Origin of the sequence: Herpetosiphon sp. NSE202, from assembly GCF_042688385.1 — a bacterium.
Classification (GTDB): domain Bacteria; phylum Chloroflexota; class Chloroflexia; order Chloroflexales; family Herpetosiphonaceae; genus Herpetosiphon.
Window position 1 is genome coordinate 1 of record NZ_JBHUPY010000026.1, and the last position, 17883, is coordinate 17883.

The following is a 17883-nucleotide window of genomic DNA, read 5'->3' on the forward strand; positions in this document are numbered from 1 at the left end:
CCAGGCCGTGAACGCGACACACACCGAGGCTACTGCAGCACCCGCTGTGGGAACGTAGGGGGATGCGTACCATTCCAAACACCACCGTGAGTAATCCTCACGGTGGTGTTGTTTTAGCGTCGATTTATCAAGCAAAAAAGGAGGACACTTGGTTCAACCAAGTGTCCTCCTGCGTTTAACCGCGCCGTTTGCGGCGGCGTGGCGAACGCCGTTCAGCGTTAGTATCTCCTTTAGCTGCATCTGGCGTTGGCTTTTCTGCTGCTCGCTCAGGCTGGGCTGCTTGCTGCGCCTTGGGCTTTGCCGCTTGCTGCTGGCCTTGCTGTTGATTGGTATTGTTGCCGCCATTGCCGCGTCGCCGCCGGCGCATTGGTTGCTTTGGCTCATCGGGGTCGTTAGTCGATGGCTGGCGACCACGCGGTGTTAGCTGCTCAGGCACGCCTCCCAGCGATTGTTGGCGCACGGTTGCTGGTAATTTTGGCCGCTCAGGAGTTGGTGTTGTATCGCCCTTACGCTTGAAGGCATGGCGTGGCTTGCGCTCGCTTTGCTCATTCGGTGCACTTGGCGCTGGATTCGGCTCTGGATTGGGATTTTCTGAACGGTTGAAGCGCTTTTGGCGCTCAGCGCGGTCAAATCGTGGCCGTGGCTCGTTGGGATTTGCCCGCTGTTCGCGTGGCTCAGCTGAATGTGGGCGTGATTGCTGCGCTTGCTTGGGCCGTGGCTTGGGCTTGTCGCTTGAGCCGTTTGGTTCATCATCAAAGGAACGTAGCTCATCCAAGCCCCAATCTTCATTATCCCAATTGTTGTTGAGTGATGATTTGAGGGTTTCGCCAACTGGGCGGTTGAACCGCTTTTGGGCAATCGGCGCAGCTTCGCCTTGCTCAAGTCGTTCGCGGGCAATCGCTCCAGCTGCACTGGTGATCGTTTCAAGCTGATCGGCTTTGAAATCTAAATAGTTGCTCTCAATATCCACGGTCACGGTTTCGCGAATGGTGTTGACGGCAACCACATAGCCGATGCCTTCAGGGGTTTTGACCTGCTCGCCACGGGTTGGCAGCTCAGCCTTAATTTCAAGATATTGCTCTTGTTCATACGATAAACAGCAGAGCAAACGCCCACAAACGCCCGAAATCTTCGAGGGATTGAGTGGCAAATCTTGATCTTTGGCCATTTTGACCGACACCCGCGCAAAATCGGGCAAGAAGGTGGAGCAGCATAATGGCCTTCCACATGGGCCTAATCCACCAAGCAGCTTGGCTTCATCTCGCGCTCCAATTTGACGTAATTCGATGCGCGCATGGAAAATTCGTGCCAATTCGCGCACTAAATGACGAAAATCAACCCGTTGCTGTGAGGTGAAATAGATTGTCAAGCGTGTGCCATCAAAATTCCAATCGCTGCGAATTAATCGCATTGGTAAGCGATGGACGCTAATCCGTTCGGCACAAATCCGTAATACGTCGTCGCGGCGCTCAGCAAGCACGCGCATCCGATCGTAATCTTCGGTCGTCGGCTGGCGAATAACTGGTTTGAGTTCAGCAATCAAATCGGAATCAGGCAGATCTTCGATCGGCGCTGCCACTTTGCCAAGCTCAAGCCCGCGCACGGTTTCAACAACCACCGCATCGCCTAGCTCTAAATGGTGTTGATTCGGGTCAAAATGATAAATTTTGCCCGAATCTTTGAATTTAACTCCAACAACCAAGGGCATAGATCAATCCTAAAAAGTATGAAGGATGAAGGATGAGGTAGGAAGAATATTAAAACTATCAGAGTGTTAGTGTCATTAAGAAACGTAGATAGTTGCTTTGCAAACTTGGCAATGACCGAAATGAGCTGTTAGAAGCGATTGAGGATGAATTCATCCTTCATCCCTCATCCTTCATCCTTTGAATAATTATCCTTCAAAGCCTTCGCTAGGGAGCGTTTTTCCCATCACGCGGAAGACTTGGACAGTCAGGGCTTTGCCTTTGAGTTGCAATGGCCCAACTTCCTGGACTTGGTAGCTCGCACCAAGCTTGGCAATCGTGGCTTCGCTGGTGTAGACGCTGTTTGGCTCGGCTTTCCCTTCAAGCCGCGAGGCAGTGTTTACGGTGTCGCCATGAACAGTATACTCCAAACGTTCGCGCGTGCCGACGAGACCAGAAATAACGCGTCCAGTGCTGACCCCAATTCGAATCCGAAAGTGTTTGCTGGAATCGATTTTGGCCATGAGCTTTTGATGCTGCACCAGCATATCAAGCGCTGTATCAATTGCCCGCTGTGCGTGATCTTCATAATACACGGGAGCGCCAAAAAGCGCCATAATCCCATCGCCAATAAATTTATCGAGCGTCCCGCCATGCTCAAAAATCACGTCGGTCATTACGCTCAGATATTCATTCAGGAGGTTTTGCAGTTCTAAGGGCGGCAGGGTTTCGGTCATGGTGGTGAAACCCTGAATATCTGAGAATAGCACGCTGGCTTCTTGCTCAACTGGCTTCATGAAGATCTCGCCAGTTTCGTTAATTTGTTGGGCAACGGTGCGCGCAACATCGGGCGAGAGAAAACGGGCGTACTGTTGACGTAATTTTTCTTCGTTGCGAATCTGGTCGGTTAGGTTGGCACGTTCGATGCCCAACGAGGCTTGGTAGGCCACTGCGGTCAATAATTCGCGGTCGCGGATGCTAAATCGCTCAAGCCCAGGACTATCGAGGTGAATCAAGCCCAGTACGCCAGCGCGGCCAATTAATGGCACACACAGCACTGAGTGAATATTTTGGCTGATGATGCTATCCTGCGAGCCAAATTCTACCCGGGCATCGGAGGTGAGCAAGGCCACGCCCTCGCGTAGCACACGCCGCGCAATCGTCGAGCTAATCGTCAGCGATTGGGTTTCGCTAGGCGCACGCACGACCATTGGCACTAGCCCGTCTTGGCGCGTCATCAGCACCAAGCCACGTTCGGCGGGCACCAAACGCAGCACTTCATCCATAATGGTGTCGAGCAATTCGCCCAAATCAAGAATCATATTCAAGCGACTACTGACTTGATAGAAATTTTGTAAAATATCGTTAGCATCAAGATTGAGATCGGGCAGCTTGCCCGATGAGATCGAGCGGCTATTGCTTTGCAATGGCACCAGCTCCTCATCGGAAATAATCACGCTGGCAGCAGCCCGATCATCAAATTTAAGCTCAAATGGCCCGATGCTAATCAGGTCGTTCGCCCGCAGCGCTGCTTCCTTGACCCGTAGCCCATTGACAAATGTGCCGTTTGAGCTACCAGTATCGCGCACAAAAACATCGCGGCCACGGCTCTCTAACGAAGCGTGATGGCGCGAAACATGAGGATGGTTTAACACAATATCATTTTGGCGCGAACGACCAATTTGCAGCCCGCGACTTGTAATTGGAATATTCAGTGATTGCCCATCGATGGTCGCAAGCAAACGTGCCATGAAGTTCTTTCCTACTAGGTTTTGCCTGATCAATCTGTGTGCAAGTATAGCAGATGGCGCAATGATTAGACAGTATTCTTTGCCTGATTGTTGCTCACCCCAAGGCAGTATTTTAGCCCTTGGGGCAAGCAGTAATTAATAATCAAAAGATGCTGAAAAGCGCTCATCTGTCAGTTAGGTTGGTGGTGAAATGCCAACAATTGCCTAGGTTTGGTTAACGGATCTCTGCCTAATTGCTGGCGAAATGGTCGGTTGCGCAGCGGGCAACGTGCTATAATCGGACTGTGGCATCGACCATAGCACTAGGAGGTGTTCAATGACTGAACTCTGGAATAGCCTTAAGCAACAAATTGCCCAGCACAATTGGGGATTATTTGGGCCAACAAGCTATGTGCTGGGGGTTGATTTAGGCAGTTATGGTTTGCGCGCAGTGATCACCGATATTTGCGGCGAGCATCTTTTTCACGCCAATCGCGAACTGGCTGCCGAAAGCAACGCTACAACCGTGCTCGAACAAAGTTTTAGCCTGATCCACGAATTACTTGAAACCAATCAGGTTCCTGCCCAACAAATTGTGCGGATTGGAGTTGGCTTTGGCGGCCCAGTCGATGCAGTGCGTGGCATTACTCGCCGTTCGTATCGCATGCCTGGCTGGGATGATTTGAATGTTTGCGAGCAATTTGAAGCTGCATTTGATGCTCAAACCTTGATCGAAAATGATGCCAGCTTGATTGCCTTTGGTGAATATATGTTTGGCGCTGGCCGCGATGTGCAAGACCTGTACTATTTGCATTTGAGCACAGGCGTTGGCAGCGGCTTAGTGTTGAATGGCCAATTGCATCGTGGCGTAACCACGAGTGCTGGCGAAATTGGCCACGCCCGCTATTCCTTGAGCCATCAACGCGAAATCGAAGATTTGCTCTCGATTCGCGGCTTGCTGGCGCGGGCCAATGAGCTTGGCTTGCAAACTGATGATCTTGACATATTGTTCAATGATGCTGATGCTGGCGCGAAAACGATTAGCGAAGCAGTCGATGTGTTGGGCTTAGGCTTAGCTGGCGTGGTGCAATTGCTTGATCCAGCCTTGTTGGTGCTTGGCGGGATTGTAACGCGCAAGGGTGGCGATGGGTTATGTAGCGCGGTCGAAGCCCAAGTGAATCAACTGATTAGCCCAACGCCCCAGCGCCATGTGCCGGTGGTGCATTCGTTGTTGGGTGCTGAAGCCGTGGCGATTGGCGGCTTGGCCTTGGCTTTGCAAAGCCTGAATCAATAATATTCCCTCACCCCCAACCCCTTGCCCACTGAACGCGGGCGAGGGGAGCCGACGGTGGAATACCCAATATCCTGCTAAATTAGGAACTTCAAAGCCCGTCGGACGGGAGAGGGGTTGGGGTGAGGGAACGAACTAAAAACCCGCCGCAAGCTTTATAACTTGCGGCGGGTTTGTTTAAGCAGATTTTAGCTATCGCCGCGGAGCGAGCTACCTTGTGGTTTGACCTGCGGCGCATTATCATCGTTCAGTTCGTGACGGTTGATGGGCTGTGGCGAAGCAGTGCCAGCCAGATGGGGCGGCACGAGCGCTGGCAAATCTTTGCCTGCAGTGTTATTGGGCTGATCGTCGCGATGGGTTGCTTGCTCGGCCAAAAAGGCTTGATGGGCTGGATCTTTCGATGCTTCTGCTGCTTCTTCGGCAATTTGGTTGAGCACTGGAGCAACCACTTTTTCCAGTTGCTCATGATTGGCAGCAATAACAGCATTTTTGCGCTCGAAGGCCTCGCGTTCAGCGGCGACAACTTCGGGAGTAAATGGGCGTTCATGCTCAGTCATACAATCCTCCTTGATTATGCTGAGATCTGAATAAGCAAAGACTATGCCTTAAACAATTAGGACACAGGTTTTGCCTGCGTCCTGAGGGTGGGAACCGACCTAAGCGAGATTAAGCAGTCTTGCCGGCTGCGTTGCTCACTTCTTCAAGTGTGAGCTTATGCACAAGCAGGTATTCATAGGCACTGACGGCGGCACGAACGCCATCGCCAATTGCAATTAACACTTGTTCACCAAGCACACTGTTGCTTACATCGCCAGCGGCAAAGATGCCATGGCAGGGTGAGCTGTTATATTCATCGACAATCACAAAGCCATCTTCATCGAGCACATCAACATTGCCATTGTTGAGAAAGCCAGTGTTGGGCTGAATGCCAATATCAACAAACAGCCGATCGACTGGAATATGCTGCAATGATGAGCCACGTTCAATCACAATTTGCTTGACCGAATTAATCCCCACCACATCGCGAATCGTGGCTTGGGGAATAATCGTGACATTGGGCATGCGCCGAATTGCATCAATCAACTGGCCTTCGGGCAAGTGCTCATCGGGCGTGACCCAATAAATATGGCTTGAACTCAGCACAATCTCGGCAACCCCACGAATGGTGCGCGGGGTTATGCCATAGACCGCAACTCGTTGGCCTTGGGTTTGATGGGCGAAGGTTGTGATTGAATAACCTAAGCCCACCCCAAACAGATGTTGAATGCCTGGTAAAGGCAAACGATTGGGTGCCGCGCCGCTGGCAACCACGACTGAACGAGCATAGCGTTCGCCGTATTGTTGGGTATCGACCACAAACATGCCATTGGTTTTGCGCAGCCCCACCACGTGATCGTTAATGTGTGCGACTGACGATTGATGGTTTGAAAGCTGGCTAATCAGCCGTTCCACAAGATCGTGTCCGGGCAGAACGTTGATCGTGCCGTTGACTGTGCGGTTATGTGCCCAGCCCGCCTTGCCGCCGAGATCGGCGTAAATCATCAGCGTGCGTAATTGTTTGTTTTGGGCATAAAATGCCGCTGCCAATGCCGATGGTCCGCCGCCAATAATCAAAATATCGTACACGATACTCATGGTCGCGCTCCTATTCGACGATTAGCGCTGTAACCATCCCAAACATGCCGTGTTCGCTTTCAGCGTGCGACAAAATGTGGCAGTGGAAGGCCCAGACACCTGGGTCAGTACAATCGACAATCACATCCCAGCGTTCGCCTGGGGCAACGTTGAGCGTATCGCACATAAATGGTTGGGGTAAGTTCCAGCCATCTTTGGCGAATACCAACTGTGGCATCCCGTGCAAGTGCATTGGGTGAATCATCAAGCCTTCATTCATATAGCGAATCCGAATTTTTTGGCCCAATTTGGCGGTCAGCGGCACAGTTGCTGGGAAACCTTTGCCATTAATGGTGAAGCCTTGGGCGGTATCATTCAAGACCAAGGTAAATTCTTTATCGTAGGCTGGGTCTTGGCTCTTATCTTTTGGCTCGACGATAAATGGCCCAAGCAAGCCCATCGAGACTTGTTTGGTTGAGTTATGGTGCGAGTGATACATGTGCGAGCCAGAGTTGCGCACGGTAAATTCATAGGTATAGGTTGAGCCAGGCGTAATTGGTGGCTGGGTGATAAATGGTACCCCATCTTGATTGTTTGGCACAAACAACCCGTGCCAGTGCACAGCCGTGCTTTCATCAAGCTGATTGGTGACCAAAATCCGCACTTTATCGCCTTCGGTGACGCGAATTTCTGGGCCGGGCAATTGGCCGTTGTAGGTCCAAGCTTCGAGCTTGCGGCCTGGTTCAACTTCCCACATGGTTTTTTGGCAGGTCAACTCAAATACTTTGACATCGCCTTCCATGCGATATTCGAGTGGTTGCATGCTGAGGCCTTCGGTTTTAGCTGGAAACAGCTTAATGCCGGCTTCATGCATTTTATCCATTTCTTCCCAAGCTTTGGCCCCGCTATCGGTGGTTGGTGTACCGGCATTGCCAGTGCCATGGCCACCATTGCCGTGGTCGGTGCCAGCGGGAGCGGTTGTGGCGGTTGCTGGCGGAACAGTTGCTGGCTCGATGGTTGTTAGCGCACTTTCGCGGCCACACGCGACCATGGTTCCTGCGGCAGCCGCCATCCCCGTCCAGCGCAAGAAGCTGCGGCGCGAGGTTGGCGCATTTAATACTTGTTCGATAGGTTGTTGTTCGTTGCGGTCCATGATCGTGTATCCCCCTAAATTGCACGCCATATCGGCTTTGATATGCATCTAGTGTACTTGCCAATCGACCGCTGAAACTAAAAGATTTGTCTACCCTTCGTTGTCGTTCGGCTACTTTTGAAGTAAGAACATAGAGCATAGAGCATAGAACATAAGGATTGGGGGCTTAGGTTTTAACGCAGAGGCGCAGAGGGTTGAGAAGGATGAGGGATGAAGGATGAAGGATGAAGGATGAAAAACGTGGGAGTTGGGTTTTAACGCAGAGGCGCAGAGTGAGGATGTGAGGGGCCAGGATTCAGGGGTCAGAGGTTAGGGAACAGCTGGTAAGCGCAGTAGGCTTCGGATACGCTACAAAAAAAAATCTGTGGAATCTGTGGCTAAAAATAATCTTCGCGTCCTTCGTGTCCTTCGCGGTTCCTCTTCTTCGTGCTCTTCGTGTCCTTCGTGGATCAAAAAGGGCTCCAACAGCACCCAAAACTAGGCACTGCTGGAGCGTTCCTCACTCATCACGCAACAAATTTAGAGTGGTTGACCCCGTTCAGCTGCTTGCTCAACTGCGCGTACCAAGAAGATTGGTTGTTGGCTAGTGCGAATCAGCTTGGTTGCAACGCTGCCCATCCACATGCGGCTGAAGCCGCTGCGGCCATGAGTTGCCATAACGATCATGCTCGCAACTGCTTCGTTGGCAACTTCATTGATCATCTCTGCTGGGATACCGCTCACCACGAGGTGGCGCGTGCGCAGGCGTGGCGTTTGCAACGATTGCTCAAGCTGCTGCAAATATTTTTGGGCTTGCTCACGAGCTTGCGATTTTTCGCCAGCGCTCCACATTGGCACAACTCCCGCCTCGACCAAGCCCGGCTCGTCAAGACCAGGTGTAACGCTGAGCAACACCAGCTCCGCTTGATGGGCTTCGGCTAATTGGCTGGCCAAGGGCAAGGCTTGTTCAGCTAAGTCTGAGCCATCGAGTGGCACAATAATCGTGCGCAATTCGGGCGGAATTTTGAAGGTTTCAACCTTATTTTCATCGCCATGGATCACCAAAATTGGCACAGGCGTTGCTTGGACTACTTTTTCAGCGACGCTGCCCAGCACCCAGCGCCCAAGCCCACTGCGGCCATGGCTGGCGAGCACAATTTCGCGCACATTGCTTTGATCGGTCGCAAATTGCACAATTGCCTGGGCTGGGTCGCCTTCAAGCACGCTGGTTCGAATGCTCAAACCTTGTTGCTCATAGCGAGCTTTGAGTTCATCGAGATAGGTTTGGGCTGCTTGGCGCTCGTCATCGAGCCATTGGCGCGTATCAACTGCACTTGGCACTGGCCATGCATAGGCTGTGACCAGGGTCGGGAAGCCAACAACCCGAATTAAATGCAGGACACTGCTGTTACGGCGGGCTAAAACCACCGCATAATCCAAGGCCTGTTCCGCTAAGCGTGAACCATCAAGTGGAATCAACATTTGGCGTTCCATAATCAATCCTCCTTTGGATTGGAGAGCGACATTGCTCTCAACAAGGTGATCAAGTTCACCAAGTAGGGGCGCTAACGAGCTAGGTTTTTCGAGGTACGACGTGATTGGCAAGTTGCGTAAGCGTTGGCGCATGCTTGGCGAACTGCCCGATGCCACCACGGCAATTGCCGTTGATGGTTGCTCCTCACACAATTGTTCCAGCAACCGCAATCCATGCAGCCGATATGGAGCAGGATCAATCACAACTAAGTTGGGTCGATGCGCCTGAACACTAGCCCAATCAGCTTGTTTGACAATATTGACTTGGACGTTCTGGCCCCAACGGCGCTGAAAGCGCGCGGCGGTTGTTTGGGCTGAACCTTGATCTGGGTCAATGATGACGATTGAGAAGTTCATGGCTTGCTATCCTTATTATCACTATACATAGTGTAGCGCGGATAGCATGTCAATCGGGTTAAGAGAGGATAACCAAAGGGTGTTAAAATCCTTACCAATGCGAAAAGCCACGTTTCGCCATTGAATCGTGGCGGCTTTTGGGGTCGTTTGAGGCTTAGAGCAGCACGCTATAGGCGCTTTCGATATCGGCTTGATTGTTAATGTCGGTCAAAGTTTCGGCTGAAATTGCTTCATCGACCGTGAGCACCATAATTGCCGTGCCGCGTGGGCTTGAACGCCCAACGTGCATCGATGAAATGTTGATGTCAGCACTGCCAAGCAAGGTGCCAATCCGTCCGATAAAGCCAGGTCGATCTTGGTGGAAGGTGAACAACATCGAGCTAGTTGGCACCAAATCCAGCCAAAATTCGTTGATTTGGACGATGTGAGCTTCGCCACGCACCACCGTGCCACCGAAGGTATGCACCACGCCATCGGTTGTGGTCACGACCAATTGCAACAATTCGGTGTAGGTTTCTGCGTCTGGGCGATGGGTTTCGTTGATGCTAAGGCCGCGTTCGCGTGCCAAGAATGGGGCATTAACTGGCGTAACCCGCCCTTCTGAGCCACCTTCGAGCAAGCCCTGCAACACCGCCAATTTGATTGGTTCGCTGGTGAGGCCCGCCAAAGCACCGTTATAAACAATTTGATATGACTGGGCTGGTAGATCGATTAATTGAGTGCTGAGCCGAGCCAATTTGCGGCCAAGATCGAGATATGGTCCAACAATCGCCCATTCTTCGGGAGCAACGAACGGCGCGTTAACTGCATAGCGTGGCGAACGGCCAGCCAAGGCATCAACCACACCTTCGGCCACGTCGGCGGCGGTCAAAGCTTGGGCTTCTTCGGTCGAAGCGCCTAAGTGTGGCAAAACAATCGCTCGTGGATGATTGACAATTGGTCCAGTTGGTGGCTCTTTTGCAAATACGTCGAGCGCTGCGCCGCCAAGATGGCCCGATTCCAAGGCTTCGAACAAGGCTTCTTCATCGATTACGCCGCCCCGAGCACAATTGATAATATAGCTGCCTTTTTTCATTTGGCTCAAACGTTGGGCATCGAACAAATTGCGAGTGGCATCGATCAACGGAATGTGCAATGAAATAACATCAGCGCGGCTGGTTAATTCGTCGAGCGTCACTGGGGTCACGCCAAGTTGCGCTGCACGTTCAGCATTAATAATTGGGTCGTAGGCGATGATATTCATTTCTAACGCCCGCGCGCGGCGAGCCACTTCCGAGGCGATGCGGCCAAAGCCAACTAAGCCTAGGGTTTTGCCACGAACTTCCCAACCGCCATATTTGCTGCGTTCCCATTTACCATTTTGCAAGGCTGCATGGGCTTGGGGAATGTTGCGCGCAAGGTCAAGCATCAAGCCAATCGTCAATTCGGCGACGGCGATGCTATTCGATGCTGGGGCATTAACCACCAAAATACCTTGCTGATTGGCTGCTGCCAAATCGATGTTGTCGACACCCGTCCCGGCGCGGCCAACAACTCGTAATTTGGTGCCTGCTGCAAGCACTTTGGCGGTAACTTTGGTTTGCGAGCGCACGATCAAGGCATCGTACTCAGGCAAAACATCCAACAGGGTTTCTGGTGTAAGATCAAGACGAACATCAACCTCGGCGACCTCTTTGAGCGCCGCAAGGCCTTCGGCACCAATCTTCTCCGTGACCAGGATACGATCCATGAGGTGGTTACTCCTGTGGTAGTAAACAAAAAAGGGCAGATGGACACGCTCTGCCGCTGCCAGCATTGGCTGATGGGAGTTTTGTGTATTGTATCACAAGCAACAAATGGCGCTGTTGCTGCCAATGTATCGCCGAATGTATCTCGCGATGTATTCGTTGCTGACGCTAAAAGCCTATACTGCCTGCATCAACCCAAGGAGATACACCGATGAACCACCCAACAATTCAAAAAGATACTGGTGCTTGGATCGCGTTTACCTGGATTTCGTTTTTCATTTCGATTGCGGCCTTGATCTTGGGCATTTATCATGCGCCGGTCGATATTTGGGTCAAGAGCTTTTTGGCAGTTGCCGCCTTATTTGCCGTTGGGAGCACCTTTACCTTGGCCAAAACCATCCGCGACAACTCTGAAGCTGGCAAAATGCTCAATCGCTATGCCGATGCTAAAACCGAGCAAATTATCTCCAACTACGAATTTAGCTCGGCTCCGCGCAATGTTTGAGCGATGATTGACTAGATCTTTAACATGATCCCCTCACCCCAACCCCTCTCCCGTCCAACGGGCGAGGGGCTTTAACGCCGTGGTTCTTGCGCACTGCGTCGGTAAAAACCGGTGCTCCCCTCGCCCGCGTTCAGTGGGAGAGGGGCTGGGGGTGAGGGCATGCAATTGGTTTCCAAGCCAATCACTTAATCACACAGCCAATAGCCTACAGCCAATAGCCACATACCTCATAAGCGCTTATGTTCTATGCTCTATGTTCTATGTTCTTTCGCCCCTACCTTACAAACGCCTGTTGATAAATTGTATGCACTTTGACCAAAACAGCCTGGGCTTGTTGGGCGGCTGGAAGGGCTGTATTGCGGCCTTTGTTGATAAAACTGCCACTGGCAAATGCTTGCTGGTTGAAGGCGGCGCGATACAACTGCTCAGCGCCCGTACTTGGGTGCTTAAACAGCAAGCCGTGGATTGGACGTAGCCACCAAGGCAAGCCTGCATTGGTTTTGAGCGAGCCACGATTGGCCCCAGGACAAACGCTCAAAACGGTAATGCCTTCTCGTTCGAGTTGGGGGGCGAGCGCTTGGCTCCAGAGCGAAAGCGCAAGTTTGGAGCTAGCATATGGCCCAAAGAGCTTCTTGAAGCGTTGGGGCTTTTCCAGCTGATCAAGCTGAAATTGTTTGATCGTTAACAGGGCATTCGATGAGGTGTTGATGATGGTTTTGTGCTGGCCGCGTAAGAGCAATGCTTTCAGCTCCATGGCGATGATATAGGGCACAACACTTTGTAATTCGAAGCTTAATTCGCGGCCTTGCGGCGAGAAAAGCAAGCGTTCTGTAGTTCCACCAGCATTGTTGAACAGCAGGTCGATGCTGGTTTCGTGCTGTTTAATTGTTTGTAAGGCCGTGCGAAGTTGGCCAAAATCGCTGATTTCGGCCTGATAACTGCGCAGCATGCCAGCAGTTTGGGCCGCTTGAAGAATTGGCTCGTTCATGGGAAACTGTGAACGCATCAGGCTGATGATTGCCCAGCCCTCGTTGAGCAAGCGTTTGGTCAGTTCAAGCCCGATTCCCGAATTTGCTCCCGTAATTAAGGCCGTTTTGGGTAACGATTGGGTGGCCATCCGCGCCTCCATTGATTTATTTTATAGAACGCTATAAAATAAATCTAGCGGATCTATTCGTGATTGTCAAATTTTAATAGTGATCGATAGACAATTATGCAAGCAACCAGACCGCGAGGCCGACCGCGCACCTTTGATCGGCAAGCAGCCCTAGAGGCGGCGATGGAATTATTTTGGCGACATGGCTACGAAGGCACCTCGATTGCCGATTTGACGACGGCGATGGGTTTTACGCCACCGACGTTGTATGCAGCCTTTGGCTCAAAAGAAGATCTGTATCGCGAGGTGATTCAGGTTTTTCTGCTACGCAGCGAGCGGCGGCGCATGCAAGCGGCCTTGGCGCAACCCAGTGCCTATGCCATGTTGCGCTCGTATTTGTATGCTGCTGCTGAAAACTTTACCGATCCGCAAACGCCTGCTGGCTGTATGGTGGCTACGGCGGAGCTGCAATGTGCAACCGAAAATCAGCCAATTGCCCAAGAAGTTGCCCGCATTCGCCAGCAAATGTTGCTCGCCTTTGTCGAGCGCTTGAATGAAGCAAAAACTAGCGCCGAATTGCCAGCAATGATCGATGCACTGGCCTTGGCCAATTTTTATACAGCGATTGTGCAAGGGATGTCGGTACAAGCGATTGATGGCGCAAGCACCAACGATTTGCTTGCGGTTGCCGATTTGGCGCTCAGCGCGTGGCCGGGCGAAAAGTCAGAAGGCAAAAGTCAAAAGTCAGAAGCATGAGGGATGAAAGCAAAAGTCAAAAGGCAAAAGCCTAATCCTAAAAATCTGTGCCAATCTGTGGCAAAAAATACTCCTTCGTGCTCTTCGTGGATCGAAACTTAACGCAGCGGCGCAGAGGATGTGTGGCTCTAGGCTGAGGGCTATGGGCTATCGGAGATTGGTTGGATGATCCCAAAGCCAATAGCCAAAAGCCTAGAGCCAATCTCTCTTCGTGGTTAAAAAAGCTTCTATGCTCTATGCTCTTTATGTGTTCTATGTTCTTCAATATGCTATACTTGGGGCGTGTCTGTAGGAGACTGTACTGTGTCAACAAGTATTGCTTTAGCCCTCTTCTTTGTCTTACTAAGCCCCATTTTAACTGCGATTCTGCTGCGTTTTCTGCGCACGCGCCTAAGCGCCTTGCCCTTCTATTCGATTGCTGGGGTGCTGTTTGGGCTAGCTGCCTTTGCCGCAATTTGGCTGGTGAGCCAACATCAAGCCAGCGTTCAGCTTGGCAGTTTGGTGATTATTCAGCAGCAAGGGATTGATCTCGATCTGCCGCCTGAGGTTGAAGCAACCGCCCAGCAAACCCAAGTGTTGCCAACTGTAGCTGCAACCGCAACGCGCCCAGCGCCAACCGCGACAATCCGCCCGAGTGCTACGCCAACCAGCGAGCCAACCGCAACCACGGAAGCAACCAGCGAACCGACTGCTACAGCTGAGGCAACCAGCGAACCAACTGCTGAACAACGTACCTACACCGTTGAAGATGGTGATACTTTGCGCTCGATTGCTGAGGCTTTTGATGTGACGATTGCTGAATTGCTTGAAGCCAACGATTTAACTCCCCAACAAGCTGATCAGCTTCAGCCAGGCGATGTTTTGATTATTCCATAGTGAGGTGTTGTGCGCGTTATTGGCTTCGTATTGGGTTTGTGTTGCTTGGTTGGTTGTGCTTCCACAGCGCCTAATCCGCCAACAACGCGCCCTGAGATTGCAACCGCAACTAGCGTGAGCGCGAGCGCAACCGCACTTGCGCCAACACCAATTGCATTAACCGCCACTCCGATGGCCTTGGCATTGACATGGCAATCGTACACAGCCTATCGGGTTGAAGCTGGCGATAGCTTAGAATCGATTGCTGAACGAGGTGCGAGCTTTCCGCTGTTTATTAGCCGCTACAATCGGCTCAATCGCCCAATTGGCGCGGGCCAACTCTTAATTGTGCCGCGTTTAGAGAGCGATCAAGTTAATAGCTTGCCCTCAACTTCTGCGCTGATTCGCCGTGGCCTCACCAATCAAGCTTGGGTTGGCCTTAGCTGTGATTTAGGTGCTGCGGCTAGACCAATTGAGCCAATCGTGAAGACTCTCGCGAGCAGTGCAATCAGCATCACTTTTTTTATTGACCACAACTGGATTGAGCAAAATCCGCAAGGCTTGCAACAGCTGGCCACAGCGGGCCATGAATTGGCGAATGGCGTAGCGCTGGTACAACTTGAGCCTGAAGCGTTGAGCCAAGCCTTGCTGCGCACCGAAACCAGCCTGACTAATCAGCTCGGCATGGATGCTTCAATTCGCCCGTATCTGCGGATTTGGGGCCAAGCAAGTGGCCCAGAATTGGCCGAACTGGCTGCTCAAAACGGCTATTTATTGCTTGACAATGCTCAAGAACGCGACGCTGCCAAATTGGCTGAAAGCTTAGCTGACCCTCAGCAAGCAGCCAGCTATCGCGGGGAGTTGATTGCGCTTGATTGCAACAGCGCTGAAACTGCCGCCGCCTTGCCATTAATTATTGAACGCTTGCAGCAAGCAGGTTTGCTGACGCAGCCAATTGCAGAAATGATGCAGCCATGAGTTTATTGATTGCGCTCTTGCCCCTATTTGGCTTGGCCCTGTTGGCCGATGGCCTAGTTGCGCCTAAGCGTTGGCATTTATTTTTAGCTTGGTTAATTGGTGTAGCGAGCGTTGTTAGCCCGCATGTGGGGCTTTCGGCGTTGGCATTATTACTGGTTGGTGGCTTGCTCGGCCAAACATGGGGCCAGCGGTTAGGTGGTGTTTTATCGGCGTTTGGGCTTGGTTTATTGGGTTTGCAGGCTGATAGTTGGGCGTGGCAAGCGGCCAGCGTAGCAGTTAATCTCAATTCAATCCATATTGGGTTGTTAATTGCTGGAGCCGCTTGTGCTTTTGGCTGCTGGCCTTGGCCCGCCAAACCTACGCCACCCGCTAGCACGTTGGCCTTGGTGCAGCTTGGCAGTTTATTGCGCTTATATAGCCTTGTGCCTTTGGATTGGGCTTGGACAGCGGTTGCAGCCATGATTGGAGCTGGCTCGGCGCTTTGGTTTGCTTGGCAATTGCTGCCAGCGCAAGCGGTCGAGCAACGGCGAGCATTGGTTGTACAGGTTGTGTGGTGTTTGGTGCTGACAACTAGTTTATTGGCTAGTGAAGCTGGCATTGCCGCAACGTGGGCCTTGGCGCTGGCGGCATGTTTGGCGCATCCCGTATTCCAACGCCATAGCAATTTGGCGAGTGTGGTTCCGCTGGCGATGGCGCTGTGGTTGACGGCGGCGGCAAGTTTGGCTGGCGGCTTGGCCTTGCTCAGTTGGGTCTGTTGGATTGTGCTCATGCTGCTTAGTTTGAGTACTTTTCGTTTGCCACCACAAGTTTCGCGCTGGCAATGGCCTTTGATGGCATTGCAACTTGGGCTTGGCTTGGGCTTGCCATTCTTACTTGAGCTGTTGTTGAAGCCGGTTTGGCGTGAGCTTGGCGCAGGCTTGACCATTTTTGGCAGGCTGGATATTGCGCCGTGGACAGGTTTGGCGACGCGCAACCCCGGCTCGCAAGTGGTGGCAACCTTGCCTTCGCTGGTGCTTGCAGGCTTGCTTGTGGTGGGCATTGCGCTGAGTTATTTGGCCAATCGTTGGCGTAGTCAGCCAACCAACGCCGACCAAGAACCGTTGCGCGAACAAACGATGTGGCAATTGGTGAAGCGTGGCTTGCCATGGGGGAGCCAACCCCGCGATGAGTAGCGAAGCATGGCGTTTGGGGGTTGCTGGCCAGTGGGAGCGGCTTTTGCTCTATCCTGGCGGCTTGAGTGCGCTGCTTGCGGTTGGCTTGGGCTGGCTGGTTTGGTGTTGGCTGACTCCGCGCACCAATTCGGTTGGCGCTGCACACCCTTTTGCTTGGCTCTTGCTGCCATTGCCCTTGTTGGCGCTGAGCCTGTGGCCATTTGCCGAATCAAGCGAATTGCGGGCGACGCTTGATCTGGTGAGTTATTGGTTGTTGCTTGATCTGCCGTTACTCTGGGCGATTGGCCAAGATTGGCGCAACGGTGCGCAGGCTGGCTTGCGCGCTGCCCGTTGGTTGGTTGGCCTGATTACTGGCTGGCCGCTGCTGGGCTTGGTTGGCTGGATCATCGTAAGTTTGCATGGCGGTTTATTGCCCAACGATCTTTTGATCTTGGGCGAGGGTTGGCTGGGCTGGTTGGCGCTAGCACTCTGGTTGGCTGGCTTGCTGCCCTATCTGCAACTTGGATCTTGGGAAACCGCGCCAACGCAAGGGGCTTTGGCTTGGGCCTTGGGTGCACGCCGATTGGGCCATTTGACCTTGCCAGCTTGGTTAATTCAATCGCAATTAACTGGGGCTTGGCTTGGCTCGGCTTGGGGTTTTGGCGCTATTTTGCTCGCTTTATGGCTGCTGCTGCTTGGTTTGACCGCTTGGTTGCGCCGCTATCAACAAGCCAAACTTGGGGCATGGCTTTGGAGCGGGGCAATGCTTGGCTGCCTAGCTTTTGGCCTAAATAGCTGGTTTAATCGCTAAGCCCCAATAAATCGGCGTTTGTTTGATTTGATAGTGCTGAATGCCTGTCTCGTGCAGCATTGCTTGAATTTCGCTGCCGCGCCATGCCCGCAACACTGATAGCGGGCCATCGTGCTTGCCAAGACTGGTCAATGGGCCTAATCCAGCGAGCCACGCCCCCCAATAACCCAACCAACTCCGTTTCAGATCGACAAGCACAATGCCGCGTCGCGCGACGCGCTGGGCCTCTTGCAATAGCTCAATTATTTCAGCGCTGGTGCAATGATGCAGCATTTGTGCACAAAAAACGATGTCCATGCTGCGATCGGCAAAAGGCAAACTTTGGCCTGCGCCAACCACGGCCTGCTGATTGCTGCGCACAATGGTTTGGTTGAGATCAAGGCTGATTGGGTGGAGTGATTGTCCTTGTTGCTGGCTCGCTGTTTGGAGCCAGCGCCCAATTTGGCCGTTGCCAGCCCCAAGATCAAGTATTGTGTTTTGGGCTTGGAGTAATGGTTGCAGCAAGCGCCAACCCAAGCGATAGCCACCGCTCAAACGATAGAGCCACGCCATTTCGGCTAAATTGGCTGCCAACTCTGGATGCTCAGTCAAATCGTCGAGCAATTCGGCAGATTGTGAACGTCGGGGAATCCAAGCCATCGTTGTTTCCTTGAGTGCTACCA

The 17883-nt window shown here is 52.4% G+C and carries 16 protein-coding genes; 7 read left to right on the plus strand and 9 right to left on the minus strand.

All coding sequences use genetic code 11. The features are described from left to right. Positions 1 to 175: 175 nt before the first annotated feature. Both ACFMKP_RS23375 and ACFMKP_RS23380 read right to left on the minus strand, forming a co-directional pair. On the minus strand, positions 176 to 1708 hold the full coding sequence (locus ACFMKP_RS23375; protein WP_382295876.1) for a stage 0 sporulation family protein: 1533 nt from the start codon (positions 1706 to 1708) through the stop codon (positions 176 to 178). 186 nt (positions 1709 to 1894) lie between these two features. After that, a complete protein-coding gene (locus ACFMKP_RS23380) occupies positions 1895 to 3436 on the minus strand; it encodes an adenylate/guanylate cyclase domain-containing protein (RefSeq protein WP_382295879.1) in 1542 nt (513 codons plus the stop codon). Between the two features lie 316 nt (positions 3437 to 3752). Here ACFMKP_RS23380 and ACFMKP_RS23385 point away from each other — a divergent pair, with 316 nt between their 5' ends. Next, positions 3753 to 4709, plus strand: a complete 957-nt coding sequence (locus ACFMKP_RS23385) for an ROK family protein (RefSeq protein WP_382295882.1) — start codon at positions 3753 to 3755, stop codon at positions 4707 to 4709. Between the two features lie 185 nt (positions 4710 to 4894). Here the strand turns inward: ACFMKP_RS23385 and ACFMKP_RS23390 are convergent, their stop codons facing one another. From ACFMKP_RS23390 to serA, 5 genes are all read right to left on the minus strand, one after another. Further along, positions 4895 to 5263 carry a hypothetical protein gene (locus ACFMKP_RS23390; RefSeq protein ID WP_382295885.1) on the minus strand — a complete coding sequence of 123 codons (369 nt, stop codon included), beginning with the start codon at positions 5261 to 5263 and terminating at the stop codon, positions 4895 to 4897. Between the two features lie 109 nt (positions 5264 to 5372). After that, positions 5373 to 6341: an NAD(P)/FAD-dependent oxidoreductase gene (locus ACFMKP_RS23395; RefSeq protein ID WP_382295888.1), complete on the minus strand. Its 969-nt coding sequence runs from the start codon at positions 6339 to 6341 to the stop codon at positions 5373 to 5375. A gap of 10 nt (positions 6342 to 6351) precedes the next feature. Continuing rightward, the gene (locus tag ACFMKP_RS23400) at positions 6352 to 7473 is read right to left on the minus strand and encodes a multicopper oxidase domain-containing protein (protein ID WP_382295891.1); all 1122 of its coding nucleotides are present in this window, start codon (positions 7471 to 7473) and stop codon (positions 6352 to 6354) included. Positions 7474 to 7992: 519 nt separating this feature from the next. After that, positions 7993 to 9342, minus strand: coding sequence for a universal stress protein (locus ACFMKP_RS23405; RefSeq protein ID WP_382295894.1), 1350 nt, complete (start codon positions 9340 to 9342; stop codon positions 7993 to 7995). Positions 9343 to 9496: 154 nt separating this feature from the next. After that, entirely contained in the window at positions 9497 to 11071 is a 1575-nt protein-coding gene (gene serA / locus ACFMKP_RS23410) for a phosphoglycerate dehydrogenase (protein WP_382295897.1), read from the minus strand. Between the two features lie 209 nt (positions 11072 to 11280). Here serA and ACFMKP_RS23415 point away from each other — a divergent pair, with 209 nt between their 5' ends. Further along, positions 11281 to 11574, plus strand: coding sequence for a YiaA/YiaB family inner membrane protein (locus ACFMKP_RS23415; RefSeq protein WP_382295900.1), 294 nt, complete (start codon positions 11281 to 11283; stop codon positions 11572 to 11574). A 274-nt stretch (positions 11575 to 11848) separates the two neighbouring features. Here the strand turns inward: ACFMKP_RS23415 and ACFMKP_RS23420 are convergent, their stop codons facing one another. Further along, positions 11849 to 12691, minus strand: a complete 843-nt coding sequence (locus ACFMKP_RS23420) for an SDR family NAD(P)-dependent oxidoreductase (protein ID WP_382295902.1) — start codon at positions 12689 to 12691, stop codon at positions 11849 to 11851. A 96-nt stretch (positions 12692 to 12787) separates the two neighbouring features. Here ACFMKP_RS23420 and ACFMKP_RS23425 point away from each other — a divergent pair, with 96 nt between their 5' ends. The 5 genes from ACFMKP_RS23425 to ACFMKP_RS23445 all read left to right on the plus strand — a co-directional run bounded on the left by ACFMKP_RS23425 (position 12788) and on the right by ACFMKP_RS23445 (position 17221). Beyond that, positions 12788 to 13426, plus strand: a complete 639-nt coding sequence (locus ACFMKP_RS23425) for a TetR/AcrR family transcriptional regulator (RefSeq protein ID WP_382295905.1) — start codon at positions 12788 to 12790, stop codon at positions 13424 to 13426. A 303-nt stretch (positions 13427 to 13729) separates the two neighbouring features. Further along, on the plus strand, positions 13730 to 14302 hold the full coding sequence (locus ACFMKP_RS23430; RefSeq protein WP_382295908.1) for a LysM peptidoglycan-binding domain-containing protein: 573 nt from the start codon (positions 13730 to 13732) through the stop codon (positions 14300 to 14302). Between the two features lie 9 nt (positions 14303 to 14311). Continuing rightward, the gene (locus tag ACFMKP_RS23435; protein ID WP_382295911.1) at positions 14312 to 15259 is read left to right on the plus strand and encodes a polysaccharide deacetylase family protein; all 948 of its coding nucleotides are present in this window, start codon (positions 14312 to 14314) and stop codon (positions 15257 to 15259) included. Continuing rightward, positions 15256 to 16431, plus strand: coding sequence for a hypothetical protein (locus ACFMKP_RS23440; RefSeq protein ID WP_382295914.1), 1176 nt, complete (start codon positions 15256 to 15258; stop codon positions 16429 to 16431). The genes ACFMKP_RS23435 and ACFMKP_RS23440 overlap by 4 nt, the downstream gene beginning before the upstream one ends. Then, positions 16424 to 17221 (plus strand): hypothetical protein, encoded by a 798-nt coding sequence (locus ACFMKP_RS23445; RefSeq protein ID WP_382295917.1) that lies wholly within the window; start codon positions 16424 to 16426, stop codon positions 17219 to 17221. Before ACFMKP_RS23440 ends, ACFMKP_RS23445 begins: the two co-directional genes overlap by 8 nt. On the opposite strand, the gene ACFMKP_RS23450 is transcribed toward ACFMKP_RS23445, so the two are convergent. Next, a complete protein-coding gene (locus ACFMKP_RS23450; RefSeq protein ID WP_382295920.1) occupies positions 17198 to 17860 on the minus strand; it encodes a methyltransferase domain-containing protein in 663 nt (220 codons plus the stop codon). The two genes, ACFMKP_RS23445 and ACFMKP_RS23450, sit on opposite strands and share 24 nt — an antisense overlap. Positions 17861 to 17883 lie beyond the last annotated feature (23 nt).